General features: G+C 56.5%; 14 protein-coding genes. 8 read left to right on the forward strand and 6 right to left on the reverse strand.

The window, feature by feature from the left end; all coding sequences use genetic code 11:
• Positions 1 to 5 precede the first annotated feature (5 nt).
• Together IBT47_RS07555 and IBT47_RS07560 are read left to right on the forward strand one after the other, a co-directional pair.
• Positions 6 to 920 carry an SPFH domain-containing protein gene (locus tag IBT47_RS07555; protein WP_105590856.1) on the forward strand — a complete coding sequence of 305 codons (915 nt, stop codon included), beginning with the start codon at positions 6 to 8 and terminating at the stop codon, positions 918 to 920.
• On the forward strand, positions 920 to 1,372 hold the full coding sequence (locus IBT47_RS07560; protein ID WP_200560063.1) for an NfeD family protein: 453 nt from the start codon (positions 920 to 922) through the stop codon (positions 1,370 to 1,372). The genes IBT47_RS07555 and IBT47_RS07560 overlap by 1 nt, the downstream gene beginning before the upstream one ends.
• On the opposite strand, the gene cueR is transcribed toward IBT47_RS07560, so the two are convergent.
• Positions 1,369 to 1,779, reverse strand: a complete 411-nt coding sequence (cueR, locus tag IBT47_RS07565) for a Cu(I)-responsive transcriptional regulator (RefSeq protein ID WP_200559989.1) — start codon at positions 1,777 to 1,779, stop codon at positions 1,369 to 1,371. The genes IBT47_RS07560 and cueR overlap by 4 nt on opposite strands.
• 94 nt (positions 1,780 to 1,873) lie before the next feature.
• Here cueR and copA point away from each other — a divergent pair, with 94 nt between their 5' ends.
• From copA to ybaK, 3 genes are all read left to right on the forward strand, one after another.
• Positions 1,874 to 4,387 (forward strand): copper-exporting P-type ATPase CopA, encoded by a 2,514-nt coding sequence (copA, locus tag IBT47_RS07570; RefSeq protein ID WP_200559990.1) that lies wholly within the window; start codon positions 1,874 to 1,876, stop codon positions 4,385 to 4,387.
• Between the two features lie 101 nt (positions 4,388 to 4,488).
• Entirely contained in the window at positions 4,489 to 5,289 is an 801-nt protein-coding gene (locus IBT47_RS07575) for a TraB/GumN family protein (protein WP_200559991.1), read from the forward strand.
• A 178-nt stretch (positions 5,290 to 5,467) separates the two neighbouring features.
• Positions 5,468 to 5,947 (forward strand): Cys-tRNA(Pro)/Cys-tRNA(Cys) deacylase YbaK, encoded by a 480-nt coding sequence (ybaK, locus tag IBT47_RS07580; protein WP_200559992.1) that lies wholly within the window; start codon positions 5,468 to 5,470, stop codon positions 5,945 to 5,947.
• Here ybaK and IBT47_RS07585 read toward each other — a convergent pair.
• Positions 5,944 to 6,810 (reverse strand): LysR family transcriptional regulator, encoded by an 867-nt coding sequence (locus IBT47_RS07585; protein ID WP_200559993.1) that lies wholly within the window; start codon positions 6,808 to 6,810, stop codon positions 5,944 to 5,946. The genes ybaK and IBT47_RS07585 overlap by 4 nt on opposite strands.
• Before the next feature lie 91 nt (positions 6,811 to 6,901).
• On the opposite strand from IBT47_RS07585, the gene IBT47_RS07590 reads away from it, so the two are divergent.
• Positions 6,902 to 7,354, forward strand: coding sequence for a multidrug/biocide efflux PACE transporter (locus IBT47_RS07590; RefSeq protein WP_200559994.1), 453 nt, complete (start codon positions 6,902 to 6,904; stop codon positions 7,352 to 7,354).
• Between the two features lie 49 nt (positions 7,355 to 7,403).
• Here IBT47_RS07590 and ushA read toward each other — a convergent pair whose 3' ends face one another.
• Positions 7,404 to 9,002 carry a bifunctional UDP-sugar hydrolase/5'-nucleotidase UshA gene (ushA, locus tag IBT47_RS07595; RefSeq protein WP_234471787.1) on the reverse strand — a complete coding sequence of 533 codons (1,599 nt, stop codon included), beginning with the start codon at positions 9,000 to 9,002 and terminating at the stop codon, positions 7,404 to 7,406.
• 289 nt (positions 9,003 to 9,291) lie between these two features.
• On the opposite strand from ushA, the gene IBT47_RS07600 reads away from it, so the two are divergent.
• Both IBT47_RS07600 and ybaL read left to right on the forward strand, forming a co-directional pair.
• The gene (locus tag IBT47_RS07600) at positions 9,292 to 10,491 is read left to right on the forward strand and encodes an MFS transporter (RefSeq protein ID WP_200559995.1); all 1,200 of its coding nucleotides are present in this window, start codon (positions 9,292 to 9,294) and stop codon (positions 10,489 to 10,491) included.
• 334 nt (positions 10,492 to 10,825) lie between these two features.
• A complete protein-coding gene (gene ybaL, locus IBT47_RS07605; protein ID WP_200545402.1) occupies positions 10,826 to 12,508 on the forward strand; it encodes a YbaL family putative K(+) efflux transporter in 1,683 nt (560 codons plus the stop codon).
• Positions 12,509 to 12,602: 94 nt separating this feature from the next.
• Here the strand turns inward: ybaL and IBT47_RS07610 are convergent, their stop codons facing one another.
• The 3 genes from IBT47_RS07610 to adk all read right to left on the reverse strand — a co-directional run bounded on the left by IBT47_RS07610 (position 12,603) and on the right by adk (position 15,722).
• Entirely contained in the window at positions 12,603 to 13,907 is a 1,305-nt protein-coding gene (locus tag IBT47_RS07610; protein ID WP_200559996.1) for an inosine/guanosine kinase, read from the reverse strand.
• 93 nt (positions 13,908 to 14,000) lie between these two features.
• Complete coding sequence (gene hemH / locus IBT47_RS07615) at positions 14,001 to 14,960, reverse strand: ferrochelatase (RefSeq protein WP_200559997.1); 960 nt, start codon at positions 14,958 to 14,960, stop codon at positions 14,001 to 14,003.
• 117 nt (positions 14,961 to 15,077) lie between these two features.
• Positions 15,078 to 15,722, reverse strand: coding sequence for an adenylate kinase (gene adk, locus IBT47_RS07620; RefSeq protein ID WP_105590843.1), 645 nt, complete (start codon positions 15,720 to 15,722; stop codon positions 15,078 to 15,080).
• Between the last annotated feature and the right edge of the window lie 14 nt (positions 15,723 to 15,736).

Consider the following 15,736-nt stretch of genomic DNA (forward strand, 5'->3'; position numbering starts at 1 on the left):
TATTAATGCTTGCTGTTATTCCCGTCATTATCGTTCTGGCTCTGATCATTGTCTGGTCCGGTATCAAGATTGTCCCGCAGGGCTATCAGTGGACCGTCGAACGCTTTGGCCGCTATACCAACACGTTACAGCCCGGCTTAAATTTGGTGATTCCCTTTATGGATCGCATTGGCCGGAAAATTAATATGATGGAACAGGTGGTGGATATTCCTTCTCAGGAGATTATTTCGAAGGATAACGCCAGCGTGACTATTGACGCAGTCTGCTTCATTCAGGTGGTCGATCCGGCGCGCGCGGCCTATGAGGTCAGTAATCTTGAGCTGGCGATCATCAACCTGACCATGACCAATATGCGTACGGTGCTCGGCTCAATGGAGCTGGATGAGATGCTGTCGCAGCGCGATAATATCAACACCCGCCTGTTACAAATCGTCGATGAAGCCACCAACCCGTGGGGGGTGAAGATCACCCGCATTGAGATCCGCGACGTGCGGCCACCGGCAGAACTGATCGCCTCGATGAACGCCCAGATGAAAGCCGAGCGTACCAAGCGTGCCGATATTCTTGAAGCTGAAGGCGTGCGCCAGGCAGCAATCCTGCGTGCGGAAGGGGAAAAGCAGTCGCAGATCCTGAAAGCTGAAGGTGAACGCCAGTCCGCATTCCTGGCCGCCGAGGCGCGTGAACGTGGTGCCGAAGCCGAAGCACGAGCTACAAAGATGGTTTCAGAAGCCATCGCCGCCGGGGATATTCAGGCAATTAACTATTTCGTGGCACAAAAATATACCGATGCCCTGCAAAATATCGGGGCCGCAAACAACAGCAAGGTGGTAATGATGCCGCTGGATGCCAGCAGCTTGCTGGGCTCCATTGCCGGTATCAGCGAACTGCTGGGCGAGCGTAAACCTGAGCGGAATCGATGATGATCGTTGAACTGCTGGCAAATCCCTGGTGGCTGTGGCTGACGCTGGGGGGGCTGCTGCTGGCTGCCGAAATGCTGGGCACCAGCGGATATCTGCTGTGGAGCGGCATTGCTGCCGTACTGGTTGCGCTGCTGGTGTGGCTGGTGCCGATGCCGTGGGAGTGGCAGGGATTAAGCTTTGCGGTACTCACCGTACTTGCCGCACTGTGGTGGCATCGCTGGCTACAGCGCCGCAATCGTCGCCTGCCGCCCTCCTCGCTTAATCAGCGCGGCCAGCAGCTTATTGGCCGCCGGCTGACGCTGGATAGCGCGCTGGTTAACGGTTTTGGCCACGTGAAAATCGGTGACGGCAACTGGCGGGTGCAGGCAGAAGAAGACCTCCCCGCGGGCTGCAACATCATCGTGGTCGCCGTTGAAGGGATTACCCTACAGGTTGCACGCCGGGAACATTAAGCCGGTTTTGTCGTTGAACAACAGCCCGCCAGGTGATTGATAATCGGGCAGTCCGCGCTGTCATCGCCGGGGCAGCTGGCTGCCATATCAAGCAGCCGCAGGCGCATCTGCGTCAGCTGTTCGATATGCTCCTCAATCTCCTTCACTTTTTCCAGCGTGCGCGCTTTAACATCAGCGCTGTGCCGCTGTGGGTCGTTGAGCAGGCTGACCATTTCCCGGCACTCGTCAAGATTAAAGCCGACCTGCCGCGCCTGGCGCAGCAGCGTCAGCTCTTCCAGCTGCTTCGCCGAGTAGGTGCGATAGCCGTTATCACTGCGCAGCGGCGGTGTAACCAACCCTTTTTCTTCATAGAAGCGAATCGCTTTGCTGGTCAGCCCGGTTTTTCTGGCGACCTCACTGATATTCATATTTGCTCCTTGACCTTCACCTTGATGGAAGGTTTAACCTTCATAACTACTGCAAATAACGCACCGGGTCAAACCGGGCAACAAGGAGTTTTCTATGTCACATACCACACTACTGGCGCTGGATGGCCTGACCTGTGGCCACTGCGTTAAACGGGTTCAGGAAACGCTCACCAAACTCGATAATGTTGAACAGGCCGACGTTACAGTGAATGAAGCACGCGTCACCGGTAGCGCCAGCGCAGAAGCGCTGATTGCCGCCGTGGAAGGCGCAGGCTATCACGCCACCCTGTCAGCGGACGACAGCCACCCAAAGCCTGATCCGCTGACAGAATCAGAACCTCAGCCGGAAGCGCTGACAGCGGCCGTTTCCCAGCTTCCGGCATCCGACGCTGGCGACAGCTATCAGCTGTTAATTGACGGCATGAGCTGCGCCAGCTGCGTTGGACGAGTACAGAATGCCTTACAAAACGTGCCGGGTGTCAGCCAGGCACGGGTTAACCTTGCCGAGCGCAGCGCGCTGGTACTCGGCACCGCCTCGCCGCAAACGCTGATCGATGCCGTCAGCAATGCGGGATACGCTGCCGAAATTATTGAAGATGAAACCGAACGCCGCGAGAAGCAGCAGCAGAGTGCGCAGAACGCCACCCGGCGCTTCCGCTGGCAGGCCGCGCTCGCCCTTGCTCTCGGTATCCCGCTAATGGGTTGGGGAATGATCGGCGACAATATGATGCTCACCGCTGAGAACCGCAGCGGCTGGCTTGTCATTGGCGCACTTACCCTGCTGGTGATGATTATCGCCGGAGGGCATTTCTACCGCAGCGCCTGGCGCAGCCTGCTTAATCGTACCGCCACCATGGATACGCTGGTAGCACTCGGCACCGGTGCGGCGTGGCTTTACTCCATCAGCGTGAATCTGTGGCCTGAATGGTTCCCGATGGAAGCCCGCCACCTCTATTACGAAGCCAGTGCAATGATTATTGGCCTGATTAATCTCGGCCATATGCTGGAACAACGTGCCCGCCAGCGTTCCTCGCAGGCGCTGGAAAAACTGTTAGATTTGACGCCACCCACCGCTCGGGTTGTAACCGAGACCGGCGATCGTGTGCTGCCGCTGAGCGAAGTTCAGCTGGGCATGACGCTGCGCGTGACGACCGGCGATCGCGTGCCGGTTGATGGCACCATTGTACAGGGTGAAGCCTGGCTGGATGAGGCGATGCTGACCGGAGAAGCCATCCCGCAGCAAAAATCACCGGGTGATACGATCCACGCAGGAACGGTCCTTCAGGACGGCAGCGTGCTGTTCAGCGCGCAGGCGATCGGTAAAAACACCACGCTTTCACGCATTATCCAACTGGTACGGCAGGCGCAAAGTAGCAAGCCGGAAATCGGTCAACTGGCCGATAAGATCTCCTCGATTTTTGTTCCCGCCGTAGTGCTGATTGCGCTGCTGAGCGCGGCGATCTGGTATTTCGCTGGCCCCGCGCCGCAGATTGTCTACACACTGGTGATTGCCACCACGGTACTGATTATTGCCTGCCCCTGTGCGCTGGGGCTGGCAACGCCGATGTCGATTATTTCTGGCGTGGGCCGCGCGGCGGAGTTTGGCGTACTGGTGCGCGATGCCGATGCATTACAACGTGCCAGCACGCTGACTACGCTGGTGTTCGATAAAACCGGTACGCTAACCGAAGGTGCACCGCGCGTGGTCGAGGTTGTACTGTTCAATGGCGCAGAGGCAGCGAACGTGGAGCGCCAGGCTGCGGCTCTCGAGCAGGGTTCCAGCCATCCGCTGGCGCGGGCGATTATCAATCACGCGGCGCTGGCGTCACTGCCGGAGGTTGCGCAATTTCGTACAATACCGGGCCTGGGGGTAAGCGGCATACTTGACGGCAAGCCGCTGCTGCTGGGTAACCTGGCGCTGATGGAGCAGCAAAAGATCGATACCGGCGAGATTACGGGAGCGCTGGCTGAGCATGCCGCCAATGGTTCCACGCCGGTGCTGCTGGCGGCGGACGGGAAAATCGTCGCGCTGTTTGCCATCCGCGATCCGCTGCGCCAGGAAAGCGTCAGCGCATTGCAGCGCCTGCATCGTCGCGGCTATCAGCTGGTGATGCTGACGGGGGATAATGAAATTACCGCCAACGCCATCGCCCGGGAAGCGGGCATCGATCGGGTAATCGCCGGGGTGCTGCCTGAAGGCAAAGCTCAGGCGATTAGCCAGCTACAGCAGCAGGGTCAGCAGGTGGCGATGATCGGTGACGGTATTAATGATGCCCCGGCGCTGGCTCAGGCCGATGTCGGCATTGCGATGGGCGGCGGCAGCGATGTTGCCATTGAAACAGCGGCGATTACCTTAATGCGTCAGGATCTGAATGCCGTGGCGGACGCACTGGCGATTGCCAAAGCCACGCTGCGCAATATGAAACAGAACCTGCTGGGCGCGTTTATTTACAACGCCTGCGGCATTCCGATTGCGGCTGGAATACTCTATCCGCTGACCGGTACGCTGCTGAATCCGGTCGTGGCCGGGGCAGCGATGGCGCTCTCTTCAATCACCGTGGTGAGTAACGCAAACCGCCTGATTCGCTACCGTCCGCCGCAGGATTAATGCTTCAGGGCGCGGACTGTCGGTGTGCTGCGTTTTGCCCTGTCGCTCAGCGACTTATCGCGTTAGCATGAGAGCTAATAACGCGATCCGCCGGGGGAACAATGGGCAAAGTCATTCACGCACTGCGGCAGCTGTCGCGCCGGTTCTGGCCGGTAGAGTATCGTTATCCGGCTCTGGATATTTCCCTGGGCCAGCGACACCTGCATCTGGTCGGCAGTATCCATATGGGCACACGCAATATGTCTCCGCTACCGGGGCAACTGATCAATCAGCTGCAGTATGTTGATGCCCTGATTGTAGAGGCGGATATCACCACCGGTGGTTCACCCTTCAGCGATAGTGAGGTCTGCCCTCCACTGGCTGAGCGGCTGTCTGCCGAACGTTTCCAACTGCTGGAAAAGCTGTGCAGCGAACTGAGTGTTGATTTGCAACGTATTAATACCCTGCCCGCATGGCAGGTGGCGCTGATGCTCCAGGCGCAGCAGGCTCAGCGGCTCGGGCTTCGCGCAGACTGTGGCATTGATTACCAGCTGTTGCAGGCGGCGAAAGAACGGCAGATAAAAATCATTGAATTGGAAGGGCCGGAAACCCAGCTGGCGCTGCTTAAATCGCTGCCGGATCAAGGCATGACGCTACTGGAAGATACGTTGCAGCACTGGCACGTTAATGCCCGGTTGCTGCAAACGATGGTCAGCTGGTGGCTGGAAGCCCCACCGGGCAGCAGTGGGAAAACGGTACTGCCGGATACCTTCAGCAGCAGCCTGAGTGATTTGCTTATGCATCAGCGTAATCAGCGATGGTGCCAGCAGCTGCACGCACTGCCGGCGGGACGCTATATTTTAGCGGTCGGCGCGCTGCATCTTTACGGTGAGGGAAATCTCCCGGACCTGCTGGGCCGCTAAAAAAATGGCCGATATCTCTATCGGCCAGTCAATAATGAAGTTTTTATGATTTTGGTTATCTATCAGCACGGGTGCTGACGCGGGGCAGATTGTCGCTCAATGCGCACTTTTTCTCCAGTACTTTTATTCACCAATTTTAAGCGGCAAGCACGCGAATGGAACAGGAAGGATTAAAGCGATGACTCCGGCGGTAAAACTATTAGAAAAACAAAAAGTAAACTTTACGCTGCATCCTTACGAGCACGACAGCAATGAAACTAACTTCGGTGATGAGGCGGTGCGTAAGCTCAATCTTGACGCCGAGCGGGTCTATAAAACGCTGCTGGTGGCACTTAACGGCGACAATAAAACCCTCGCCGTTGCCGTTACGCCGGTTGCGGGCCAGCTCGATTTGAAAAAAGTGGCGAAAGCGCTGGGTGCCAAAAAAGTCGAGATGGCCGATCCGCAGTTCGCCCAGCGCAGCACCGGCTATCTGCTGGGCGGCATCAGCCCGCTGGGGCAGAAAAAGCGCCTGCCGACGGTCATCGATCATCTGGCCCAGCACTTTGATACCATTTATGTTTCCGGCGGCAAGCGCGGGCTGGATCTCGAACTCGCTCCGGGTGACCTGGCAAAACTGCTGAGCGCCAGTTTTGCCGATATCGCCAAACGCGATTAATCCGGCCGCTGGTTAATCAACTGATCGATCATCCAGCGCCCCGCCGGGCCGGGCGGTGAAAGCCGCGACCAGGCGACATCCACCTGGATATTTTGCGGCCAGCCCGCCACCGGCAGCTCACGCAGCAGCTGGTGGCCAAACTGCTCGGTCAGCCAGCGCGGCAGTACGCTCCAGCCAAATCCCTGCTCCGCCATCTCCAGCAGCAGCAAGTACGACGGTGCCAGCCAGATTTTACCTCCCGGCACCGGTTCCTGTTCCGTCCAGGTATTCAGCCGCAGCTGGCGGATGCCCTGCAGCTCGATCTCCGTTACGCTATCCTGCTGCGCCAGCGGATGATCCTTATGCAGATAAATCGCCATTTTCGCTTCCACCTGCAGACGCCGCAGGCTGATATTTGCCGGATAGCGGTCCTGCACGCGGATCACGCCGATATGCGCCCTGCCGCTTTGCAGCAGATCGATAACATCGCCGTCTTCGGCAATCATGCATTCAAACTCAATATCCGGATAGCGGCTGGCAAAGCGTTTAAGCAAATGTTCGTGATGATCGGCCTGCCAGAAATCGGAGATCGCCAGCCGTAAACAGGGCTCGACGTCGCCCGCCAGACGCATAGCCAGCTCATCCAGCTGCGCGGCGGCATTGAGAATCACGTTAACCTGCGTCAGCACTCGCTGACCATTTTCGGTCAGTACCGGGGTACGCGCTTCGCGGTTAAATAAAATCAGCCCGAGATCGCTTTCCAGGTTGGCCACGGCGGTACTGACCGTTGACTGGCTTTTGCGCAGCGCTCGCGCCGCTGCGGAGAACGAGCCGCTTTCTACGGTCTGTACAAACGCTTCCAGGGATTCCGGTGAATAACGCATCGCAGATGTATCGCTTTTATCGATGGATAATCATTTTATCTTAGCAGCAAAAGGATAGAAAATACGCTTCCTAAATCACTCAGGAGGACATATGTCCACTCGTACGCTGAAAGAACGTTTTTATCATGCTGCAGGCTTTGAACTGGTGGCGATTGCAATCATTTCCCCTGTCGCCGCCTGGCTTATGAACAAACCGCTATTTCAGATGGGCGCACTGGCCATTATGCTTTCCACCGTGGCGATGATCTGGAACATGATTTATAACGCCGGGTTCGATCGCCTGTTCCCGCGCGAACGTGTAAAACGCGGTCTGGCACTGCGCGTGATGCATGCTCTGGGCTTTGAAGGTGGATTTATTCTGATTGGTCTGCCGCTGGCGGCCTGGATGCTGGGTGTGACGCTGTGGCAGGCATTTCTGGTTGAACTGGGCTTTTTCCTGTTCTTCCTGCCCTACACGGTGGTGTACAACTGGGTCTACGATAAGCTTCGTGACCGCCTGATGCGTTCACGTGAACAGCGCCGTCAGGCTCATACGTCTTCCTGACGACGCGGATATGGAGCACTCGCGTGCTCCATATTCACAGCAGCAGACTTTACTCCGCTTTCTTATACACAATCTCACCGGCAGGCTGGTACTTTGCCGCATCCAGCGGGGAGTGCGCCTGTATATACTGCTTCAGCACTTCTGCATCAACAAAGCCGGTATTGACATAGCTGGCCTGCTTATCCACTTCCGGATAGCCGTCGCCCCCGGTGGCGTTGAAGCTCAGGGTAGCCATGCGGTACACCTTATCGTCCTGCAATGGTTCGCCGTTAATCTTCACGTCGCTGACCCCGCTACCGTCGGCAATCAGGCTGACGCGGGCAAACTGCGCATAGGCACCGGAATCCACCTGCTTATTCGCGACAACCGCCAGATAATCACGCACTTCGCTGCCTTTCATATCGACATAAACCAGTGTATTACCAAACGGCTGTACCTTTAGCACGTCTTTATAGGTGATATCTCCGGCTTCAATGGAGTCGCGCACGCCGCCGCCGCTCATCACCGCAAAATCGGCCTTGGTGCGTTCAATCTGCCCTTCAAGGATTAATCGCGCCATATTGGTCTGCACGAAACGTACTTTGCTGCGGTCACCCTCAAGATGGCCGTTAACGCTGCCTATTTTCACGCCAAGCTGCGCCTCGCCCTTTTTCTGGAACGGCGTCAGCAGTTTCATCATCGCCGGGTTTTTATCGATTTCCGCCGTGTAGTTCACCCAGCTGGTGCCGCCGTCAGCGTTCGTGACTTTATGCTTGAGATTGATCGGTACAAGTTCGTAGTGTTCCAGCTTCAGCTTGCCGTTGCGGAAAGTGAAATCGGCGCGACCAATATATTTGCCCCATTCATGAGCCTGCACGATCCAGGTGCCGTTCTGACGATCCGGCGTACAGGGAGTGCCCGGCACGTAGTCTGCCTGTTTGACGTTTTCCTGCGCCATACACACCGGGTCCTGTGAATGGCCACCCACGATCATATCCAGGTAGCCTGCGGGCAGCTCGCGGGCCATTTCCACATCGCCCGGCGCATTCGAACCATGATTACCGTTGTCATAATGCCCCATATGGGTAGCGGCAATAATCACATCCGGTTTTTCTTTGGCACGCAGCTCTTCCACCACCGCTTTCGCTTCAGCTGCCGGTTTGTGGAACACGATATCGGTGAAGTTTTCCGGATTGCCGATTTTGGCCGTGTCGTCAGTGGTCAGACCGATGACAGCGATCTTCAGTCCTTTACGATTAAACAGCGCGTACGGCTGGAACAGGCGCTTGCCGGTACTTTTTTGATAGATATTGGCAGAGAGCAGCGGGAACTTCGCCCACTTTTGCTGCTGGCGAAGCACCGACAGCGGATTATCAAACTCGTGGTTACCTATCGCCATGGCATCGTAGCCAATCAAATTCATCCCGCGGAAATCAGGCTCGGCATCCTGTAGGTCGGATTCCGGTACGCCGGTATTGATATCGCCGCCGGAGAGGATCAGCACTGCCCCACCGTGCGACTGCACGTCCAGACGGATCTTATCCATCATAGTTTTCTGCGCCGCCAGCCCGTACTCACCGTGTTCATTGTTCCAGAACCGACCGTGATGATCGTTGGTATGCAGCACGGTGAATTTATAGGTACGGTCTTTTACCCAGGCCTGCGCCATCAGCGGTGCGCTAAGCAACCCAACGGTCAACAGACTCAGGATACGTTTATTAAATACCAGCACTGCGCTTCTCCTTGTTTCATCAACCGCAAGCCAACCCGCACAAATGCGGCTTTGGCAAAATAATCAGCAAAAGTATTCACTTTTTGTGACAGCCCCGCAACCACAGCACTGAAATAGCTCTAAATGGTAATTACTCACGCGGAGGTTGTTAGTTATAAAAGAGGGCTTTGCAGCGAATTTGCTTCTCTGCGCTCATAAAAACATAATTAGATGACAGGTTAATTTAATGGCAAGTGAATCCCCGCTCTCTTCTCCCTCATCGCCCGTTCGGCGCACCGCTTTTGGTATCCTCGGCGCCATCAGCGTTGCCCATCTGCTGAATGATATGATCCAGTCGCTGATTCTGGCGATCTACCCGCTGCTGCGTGCGGATTTCTCATTAAGCTTTGTGCAAATCGGCATGATCACGCTGACCTATCAGCTTACCGCGTCGCTGTTACAGCCGCTGATTGGGCACTACACCGATAAGCATCCGCAGCCGTGGTCACTGCCCGTCGGCATGGGCTTTACGCTTTCCGGACTGATCCTGCTGGCGCTGGCCGGGAATTTTACCACCGTCCTGCTGGCCGCCGCGCTGGTGGGCACGGGTTCCTCGGTGTTTCACCCGGAATCCTCGCGCGTGGCGCGGATGGCATCGGGCGGACGGCACGGCCTTGCGCAGTCGCTATTCCAGGTCGGCGGTAATTTTGGCAGCTCGCTGGGCCCGCTGCTGGCCGCACTGGTCATTGCTCCCTATGGCCGCGGCAACGTTGCGTGGTTCTCGCTGGCGGCGCTGCTGGCAATTGTGGTCCTGTTGCAAATCAGCCGCTGGTATCAGACGCAGAATCGCATGGCGAAGAAAAGCACCGTGGCCGCCATCAGCCCGCTGCCGCGCCGCCAGGTGGCCTTCGCGATTAGCATTCTGCTGGTGCTGATTTTCTCTAAGTATTTTTATCTCACCAGTCTGAGCAGCTACTACACCTTCTACCTGATGCAGAAATTTGGCCTGTCGGTACAGAGCGCGCAGCTGCATCTGTTTATTTTCCTGTTTGCCGTGGCGGCAGGGACGGTGATCGGCGGGCCGATTGGCGATAAAATTGGCCGTAAGCGGGTGATTTGGGCCTCTATTCTCGGCGTTGCCCCCTTTACGCTGCTGCTGCCGCATATGAACTTATTGTGGACGGGCGTGCTGTCGGTGATTATCGGCTTCGTGCTGGCCTCGGCGTTTTCCGCCATTCTGGTCTATGCCCAGGAGCTGATGCCGGGGCGTATCGGTATGGTTTCCGGGCTGTTTTTTGGTTTTGCCTTCGGTATGGGTGGACTGGGTGCCGCCCTGCTCGGTCTGCTGGCCGACCATACCAGCATCGAACTGGTCTATCAAATCTGCGCTTATCTGCCGCTTCTCGGTATTCTCACGGCTTTCCTGCCTGATAACCGGCGTAAATAGTCCCTTACCGGTGCAATTGTTTGATTTTTGCACCGGTTCACGCTCCGGTAACACCAGCACTGTAATCTGATAAGTGCCTAAAATCGCACTTACTGACAAATTTCAGCGTATGGTTCATATTTTTTTCCATTAGTCTCAATAAACACAAGCGCCGCGACGGATTATGCCATACACTGAAAACTTACAACTGGACACATTTATACTCTAATTAATTCGAGTTGCAGTACAGCGGGAGGCCCCCCAGCCCGGCGCACGGATCGCACAGTGACCAGGGCAACAAGCAGGGCATCTGCCACTTGAAGTATGACGAGCAGGCATACATAAGGAGACAGGCATGCACCACACCACACCGCTTATCACCACCATTGTAGGAGGCCTGGTTCTCGCCTTCCTCCTTGGTATGCTGGCTAATCGCCTGCGCATTTCTCCCCTTGTTGGTTACCTGCTGGCTGGCGTTCTTGCCGGTCCTTTCACCCCAGGCTTTGTTGCTGATACCAATCTTGCTCCCGAACTGGCTGAACTTGGCGTGATCCTGCTGATGTTCGGCGTGGGTCTGCATTTCTCTTTAAAAGATCTGATGGCGGTAAAGTCGATCGCCATTCCCGGCGCTATCGCACAGATAGCCGTGGCGACACTGCTGGGAATGGGGCTTTCATGGGCAATGGGCTGGTCGATGCTCACCGGATTGGTGTTCGGGCTGTGCCTTTCCACGGCGAGTACGGTGGTGCTGCTCCGTGCGCTGGAAGAGCGTCAGTTGATTGACAGCCAGCGCGGGCAAATTGCGATTGGCTGGTTGATTGTTGAAGACCTGGTGATGGTGCTGGCGCTGGTGTTGCTGCCTGCTATTGCCGGTATGTTCGAAGAAGGTAATGCCAGCATCGGCCTGCTGCTGTTCGATCTGGTACTGACCATCGGTAAAGTGGTGGCCTTTATGGTGCTGATGATGGTGGTTGGCCGCCGCGTCGTACCGTGGATACTCGCCCGCAGCGCCGCAACCGGCTCGCGCGAGCTGTTTACCCTGGCGGTGCTGGCACTGGCGCTCGGTATTGCTTTTGGCGCCGTAGAGTTCTTTGATGTCTCCTTTGCTCTGGGTGCTTTCTTTGCCGGTATGGTGCTTAACGAGTCTGAACTGAGCCACCGTGCCGCACACGATACGCTGCCGCTGCGCGACGCCTTTGCGGTGCTGTTCTTTGTGTCGGTCGGCATGCTGTTCGATCCGATGATCCTGATACAGCAGCCGCTGGCGGTGCTGGGCGCGCTGGCGATTATCGTCTTCGGTAAATCCCTTGCTGCACTGTTCCTGGTGCGACTGTTTGGCCACTCCAAACGTACGGCGCTGACCATTTCAGTCAGCCTGGCGCAGATCGGTGAGTTCGCCTTTATCCTGGCCGGACTGGGCGTCTCCCTGAACCTGCTGCCGGAAACCGGCCGCAATCTGGTGCTTGCCGGTGCCATTCTGTCGATTATGCTGAATCCGATCCTTTTCGCTCTGCTGGAGCGCTATCTGCAAAAAACCGAAACCATCGAAGAGCAGACCATGGAAGAAGCCATCGAAGAAGAGAAGCAGATCCCGGTGGACCTGTGTAATCACGCGGTGGTGGTCGGTTTTGGCCGCGTTGGCAGCCTGCTTGGCAGCCGCCTGATGGAAGCGGGTATTCCAATTGTAGTCGTCGAGAACAGCCGCCCGCGCGTTGAAGCGCTGCGCGAGCAGGGAATTAAAGCCGTATTAGGCAATGCCGCCCGGGGCGATATTATGGACCTGGCGCGGCTCGACTGCGCGCGCTGGATGCTGCTGACCATCCCTAACGGCTATGAGGCCGGGGAGATCGTTACCGCCGCTCGCGAAAAGCGCCCGAACATTGAGATTATCGCCCGTGCCCATTATGACGACGAAGTGGATTACATTATGGAGCGCGGTGCCGACCGCGTGGTGATGGGCGAGCGTGAGATTGCCAACAGTATGCTGAATCTTATCCTGCTCAACCCGGTTGAAGCACCGGCAGAGTGCCCGATCTGATGTCAGCAAAAAGGGACGACTTCGCGTCGTCCCTTTTTTATCACACCGGCTCAATGCCAGAGATGGCAGACGGCCTGCCTGCCCTCTCCTTGTATCATCGTTCCCAGTAAGACTCTTCCAGACTGTCTTCCCGCTCCGGCAGGCCGCGCGACAGGCGCGGTGAATGCTGGTTCAGCACCTGATAGCTGACGCGGTTGGCGTATTTACACACCTGCGCCAGCGAGGAGTAGGTCAGATAGCTGCGCGCGTGCTTACTGGAGTTGGGAACGTTGCTGCGGTGGAAGTTATTGGCGGTAATATCATGCAGCAGCGCCGCCAGCGCGCCGTCACCGGCCCCGTTAGTATTCATAATTTTCTCCGGCCCGCCCATATAGGGCGCGATATGGGAGAAAATCCGCAGTGGTACTGTGCAGTCCTGATGACGCATCGCACGGCTGAATTCGTACTGGTTGAATTCCGGGATTGCACCAGGCAGCAGCGGATGGCGCGTGGTGCGTTTGCCCTCCTCTTCGGTGAATCCGGCCATATACAGGCCGTTCGGCCCGGCGGTACACAGCACCAGATCCACCCAGTCGAGGGCAAGATTCGATGCCTTCAGCGGGTCGCTTTCTCCAGTCAGCTCAAAAGCTTCATCTTCATTCATCGCCACGATCGACACATGGTCGCGCATAAAATCGCGCCAGAACTGCGGATTATCAGCGATCACATATTTGGTACCCAGCGTCAGCACCACCGGCACGTTATGCTTTTTGGCATAGTGGATAGCCTGCATGGTCGCTTCCGGCATCGGTTCACCCGGTTTGCAGCGCACCAGATAGGAGGTGAGTACCAGCGCCGACGCCCCGGCAATCACCTCTTCCGGCACGCTTTCAGCGCGCAGCTGATTCATCATTCCCGGGCTAATGGCGAAGGTGCGTTCGCCGTGTTCACCAATCAGCGTAAAGCAGCGGCCAATTGCACCGTCAACGCCCTGCAGGTAGTTCAGATCGGTGCGGCTGGAGGTATGACACAGGTAGCGGTAGGCATAGCTGCCGATTTGAATGTTATTACACATCACGCCCAGCAGCACGGAGCGGTCGTCGGCCAGCACCGAGTAGTTGTGCAGCGTATTGCCGATGGTGCCGCCGGCAAACTGATGGGTGATCAGATTATCGCGCATCAGCTCTTCATAAAGCGCCTGCGCCACATCATCTTCAATCACCAGCGAATGGCCCACGCTGAGGCCATAGCGACGCACAAAGTCATCATCCACTTTGGCTTCAATATCAACAAGGATCTGGTCGATGCCCACAATCCAGCTATTAGCGGCCTCGTTTTCCGGCTGAGCGACCTGTAACAGCGGATCGCGCGCGCTGACGGGGAAATAGTGTTTGGATTTACGTTTACCGGGGAATTTCATAATTGCAGGACCAGAAGGGGAAGCAGGCCGCAATCATAACATATTTGCGCAACGAGGCGATCGGCGGTGGAAAACGACCGATCGCTTCGTCAGTTAGCGATACTGATTAACCAGTTCCAGCATCATATCGATATGCGCTTCATCGTCGTTCAGCGCCGGAATGTACTCAAACCGGGTGCCGCCCGCGTGCAGGAAGAATTCGCGGTTCTGCTCGTTGATCTCTTCCAGCGTTTCCAGGCAGTCTGACGCGAAGCCCGGGCTCATCACCTGTACGTGCTTCACTCCCTTCGCGGGCAGACCCTGCATGGTTTCATCCGTGTACGGCGTCAGCCAGGGTTCACGTCCAAAACGTGACTGGAAGGTCAGCATCGCTTCGCTGTCGCTCAGCCCCAGTGCGGTTTTTAACGCATCAAAGGTGTCATGGCAGCGTTGTGGATAATCGTCGCCCTCATTGGCAAAGCGCTGCGGAATACCGTGGAACGAGGCCAGCAGCAGATCCGGTTTACCGTGCTGCGCAAAAGAGCGCTCGACCGACGCTTTCAGCGCGGCGATATAGGCAGGATGGTCGGCGTAGTCGCGAATAAAATGCACCGTTGGCAGGCTGCGATAGCCAGCAAACACGCTGCTGAGACCGTCCCACACCGATGCGACGGTTGAGCAGGAAAACTGCGGATAGAGCGGCAGGACGATGAGCTTATTCACGCCCTGAGCCATCAGATCATCCACGGCGCTTTTCAGGCTGGGATTGCCGTAGCTCATGCCCAGCGCAACCGGTATATCCAGTTTCGCCGCCAGCGCATCGCGCTGACGCTTGCTGAACACCAGCAGCGGCGAACCTTCATCGGTCCAGACGGAAGCATACAGCTTGGCTACGCGCGGTGAACGAATCGGCAGAATACCAATATTCAGAATCGGCCACCACAGCCAGCGCGGCGTGTCGACCACGCGTTTATCACTGAGAAACTGCTTTAGATAGCGTTTTACTGCGGAGGTGGTCGGAGCATCTGGTGTGCCTAAATTGACCAGCAGTACGCCTGGCTTATCTTGCCTCATTGTTATTCCTTTTGATGGCATCAGCGGAGATGAAAACGAGACTCATTCTAACGGAAAATTGCGGGGGAAAAACCAATTGCTGTAAAAGGGACCGGATTTAACCGGCCCCCTTCAAACTTAACCGAGGATTTTTGCCAGCTCAGCGCTGACTTCGGCCACTTTACGTGTGCCGTCGATCTTGTTGTACGCAGTGTTGCCCGCTTCGGCTTCTTTGCTGTAGTAAGCAATCAGCGGAGCGGTCATCTGATGATATTCAACCAGACGCTTACGAACGGTCTCTTCCTGGTCATCTTTGCGCGTTGTCAGCTCTTCGCCGGTCACGTCATCTTTCCCTTCCACCTTCGGCGGATTGAAAGTCACGTGGTAAACGCGGCCGGATGGCGCATGAACGCGACGACCAATAATACGCTCAACGATCAGTTCGTCTGGTACGTCGAACTCCAGCACGTTGTCGACTTTAATGCCCGCTTCCTTCATGGCATCAGCCTGAGGGATAGTGCGCGGGAAACCGTCCAGCAGGAAACCGTTACGGCAGTCTTCCTGAGCGATACGCTCTTTGACCAGCGCGATAACCAGTTCGTCGGTGACCAGTTTACCAGCATCCATAATCTCTTTGGCTTTCAGACCTAACTCCGTTCCCGCTTTAACCGCGGCACGCAGCATGTCACCCGTGGAGATTTGCGGAATACCGTATTTCTCCATAATAAACTGAGCCTGAGTCCCCTTACCTGCACCCGGAGCCCCGAGCAGAATAATACGCATTGCGTAAATCCCCT

The organism is Erwinia sp. S43 (assembly GCF_016624745.1).
Taxonomy (GTDB): domain Bacteria; phylum Pseudomonadota; class Gammaproteobacteria; order Enterobacterales; family Enterobacteriaceae; genus Erwinia; species Erwinia coffeiphila.

What these genes read in the sequence shown, in the direction of transcription:
- IBT47_RS07600 (WP_200559995.1), top strand. Translation starts at nt 9,292, where the DNA reads ATGGCAAGTGAATCCCCGCTCTCTTCTCCCTCATCGCCCGTTCGGCGC.
- IBT47_RS07555 (WP_105590856.1), top strand. Translation starts at nt 6, where the DNA reads ATGCTTGCTGTTATTCCCGTCATTATCGTTCTGGCTCTGATCATTGTC.
- IBT47_RS07560 (WP_200560063.1), top strand. Translation starts at nt 920, where the DNA reads ATGATCGTTGAACTGCTGGCAAATCCCTGGTGGCTGTGGCTGACGCTG.
- IBT47_RS07590 (WP_200559994.1), top strand. Translation starts at nt 6,902, where the DNA reads ATGTCCACTCGTACGCTGAAAGAACGTTTTTATCATGCTGCAGGCTTT.
- ushA (WP_234471787.1), bottom strand. Translation starts at nt 9,002, where the DNA reads ATGGCGCAGGCCTGGGTAAAAGACCGTACCTATAAATTCACCGTGCTG.
- IBT47_RS07610 (WP_200559996.1), bottom strand. Translation starts at nt 13,907, where the DNA reads ATGAAATTCCCCGGTAAACGTAAATCCAAACACTATTTCCCCGTCAGC.
- IBT47_RS07585 (WP_200559993.1), bottom strand. Translation starts at nt 6,810, where the DNA reads ATGCGTTATTCACCGGAATCCCTGGAAGCGTTTGTACAGACCGTAGAA.
- IBT47_RS07575 (WP_200559991.1), top strand. Translation starts at nt 4,489, where the DNA reads ATGGGCAAAGTCATTCACGCACTGCGGCAGCTGTCGCGCCGGTTCTGG.
- ybaK (WP_200559992.1), top strand. Translation starts at nt 5,468, where the DNA reads ATGACTCCGGCGGTAAAACTATTAGAAAAACAAAAAGTAAACTTTACG.
- ybaL (WP_200545402.1), top strand. Translation starts at nt 10,826, where the DNA reads ATGCACCACACCACACCGCTTATCACCACCATTGTAGGAGGCCTGGTT.
- adk (WP_105590843.1), bottom strand. Translation starts at nt 15,722, where the DNA reads ATGCGTATTATTCTGCTCGGGGCTCCGGGTGCAGGTAAGGGGACTCAG.
- copA (WP_200559990.1), top strand. Translation starts at nt 1,874, where the DNA reads ATGTCACATACCACACTACTGGCGCTGGATGGCCTGACCTGTGGCCAC.
- hemH (WP_200559997.1), bottom strand. Translation starts at nt 14,960, where the DNA reads ATGAGGCAAGATAAGCCAGGCGTACTGCTGGTCAATTTAGGCACACCA.
- cueR (WP_200559989.1), bottom strand. Translation starts at nt 1,779, where the DNA reads ATGAATATCAGTGAGGTCGCCAGAAAAACCGGGCTGACCAGCAAAGCG.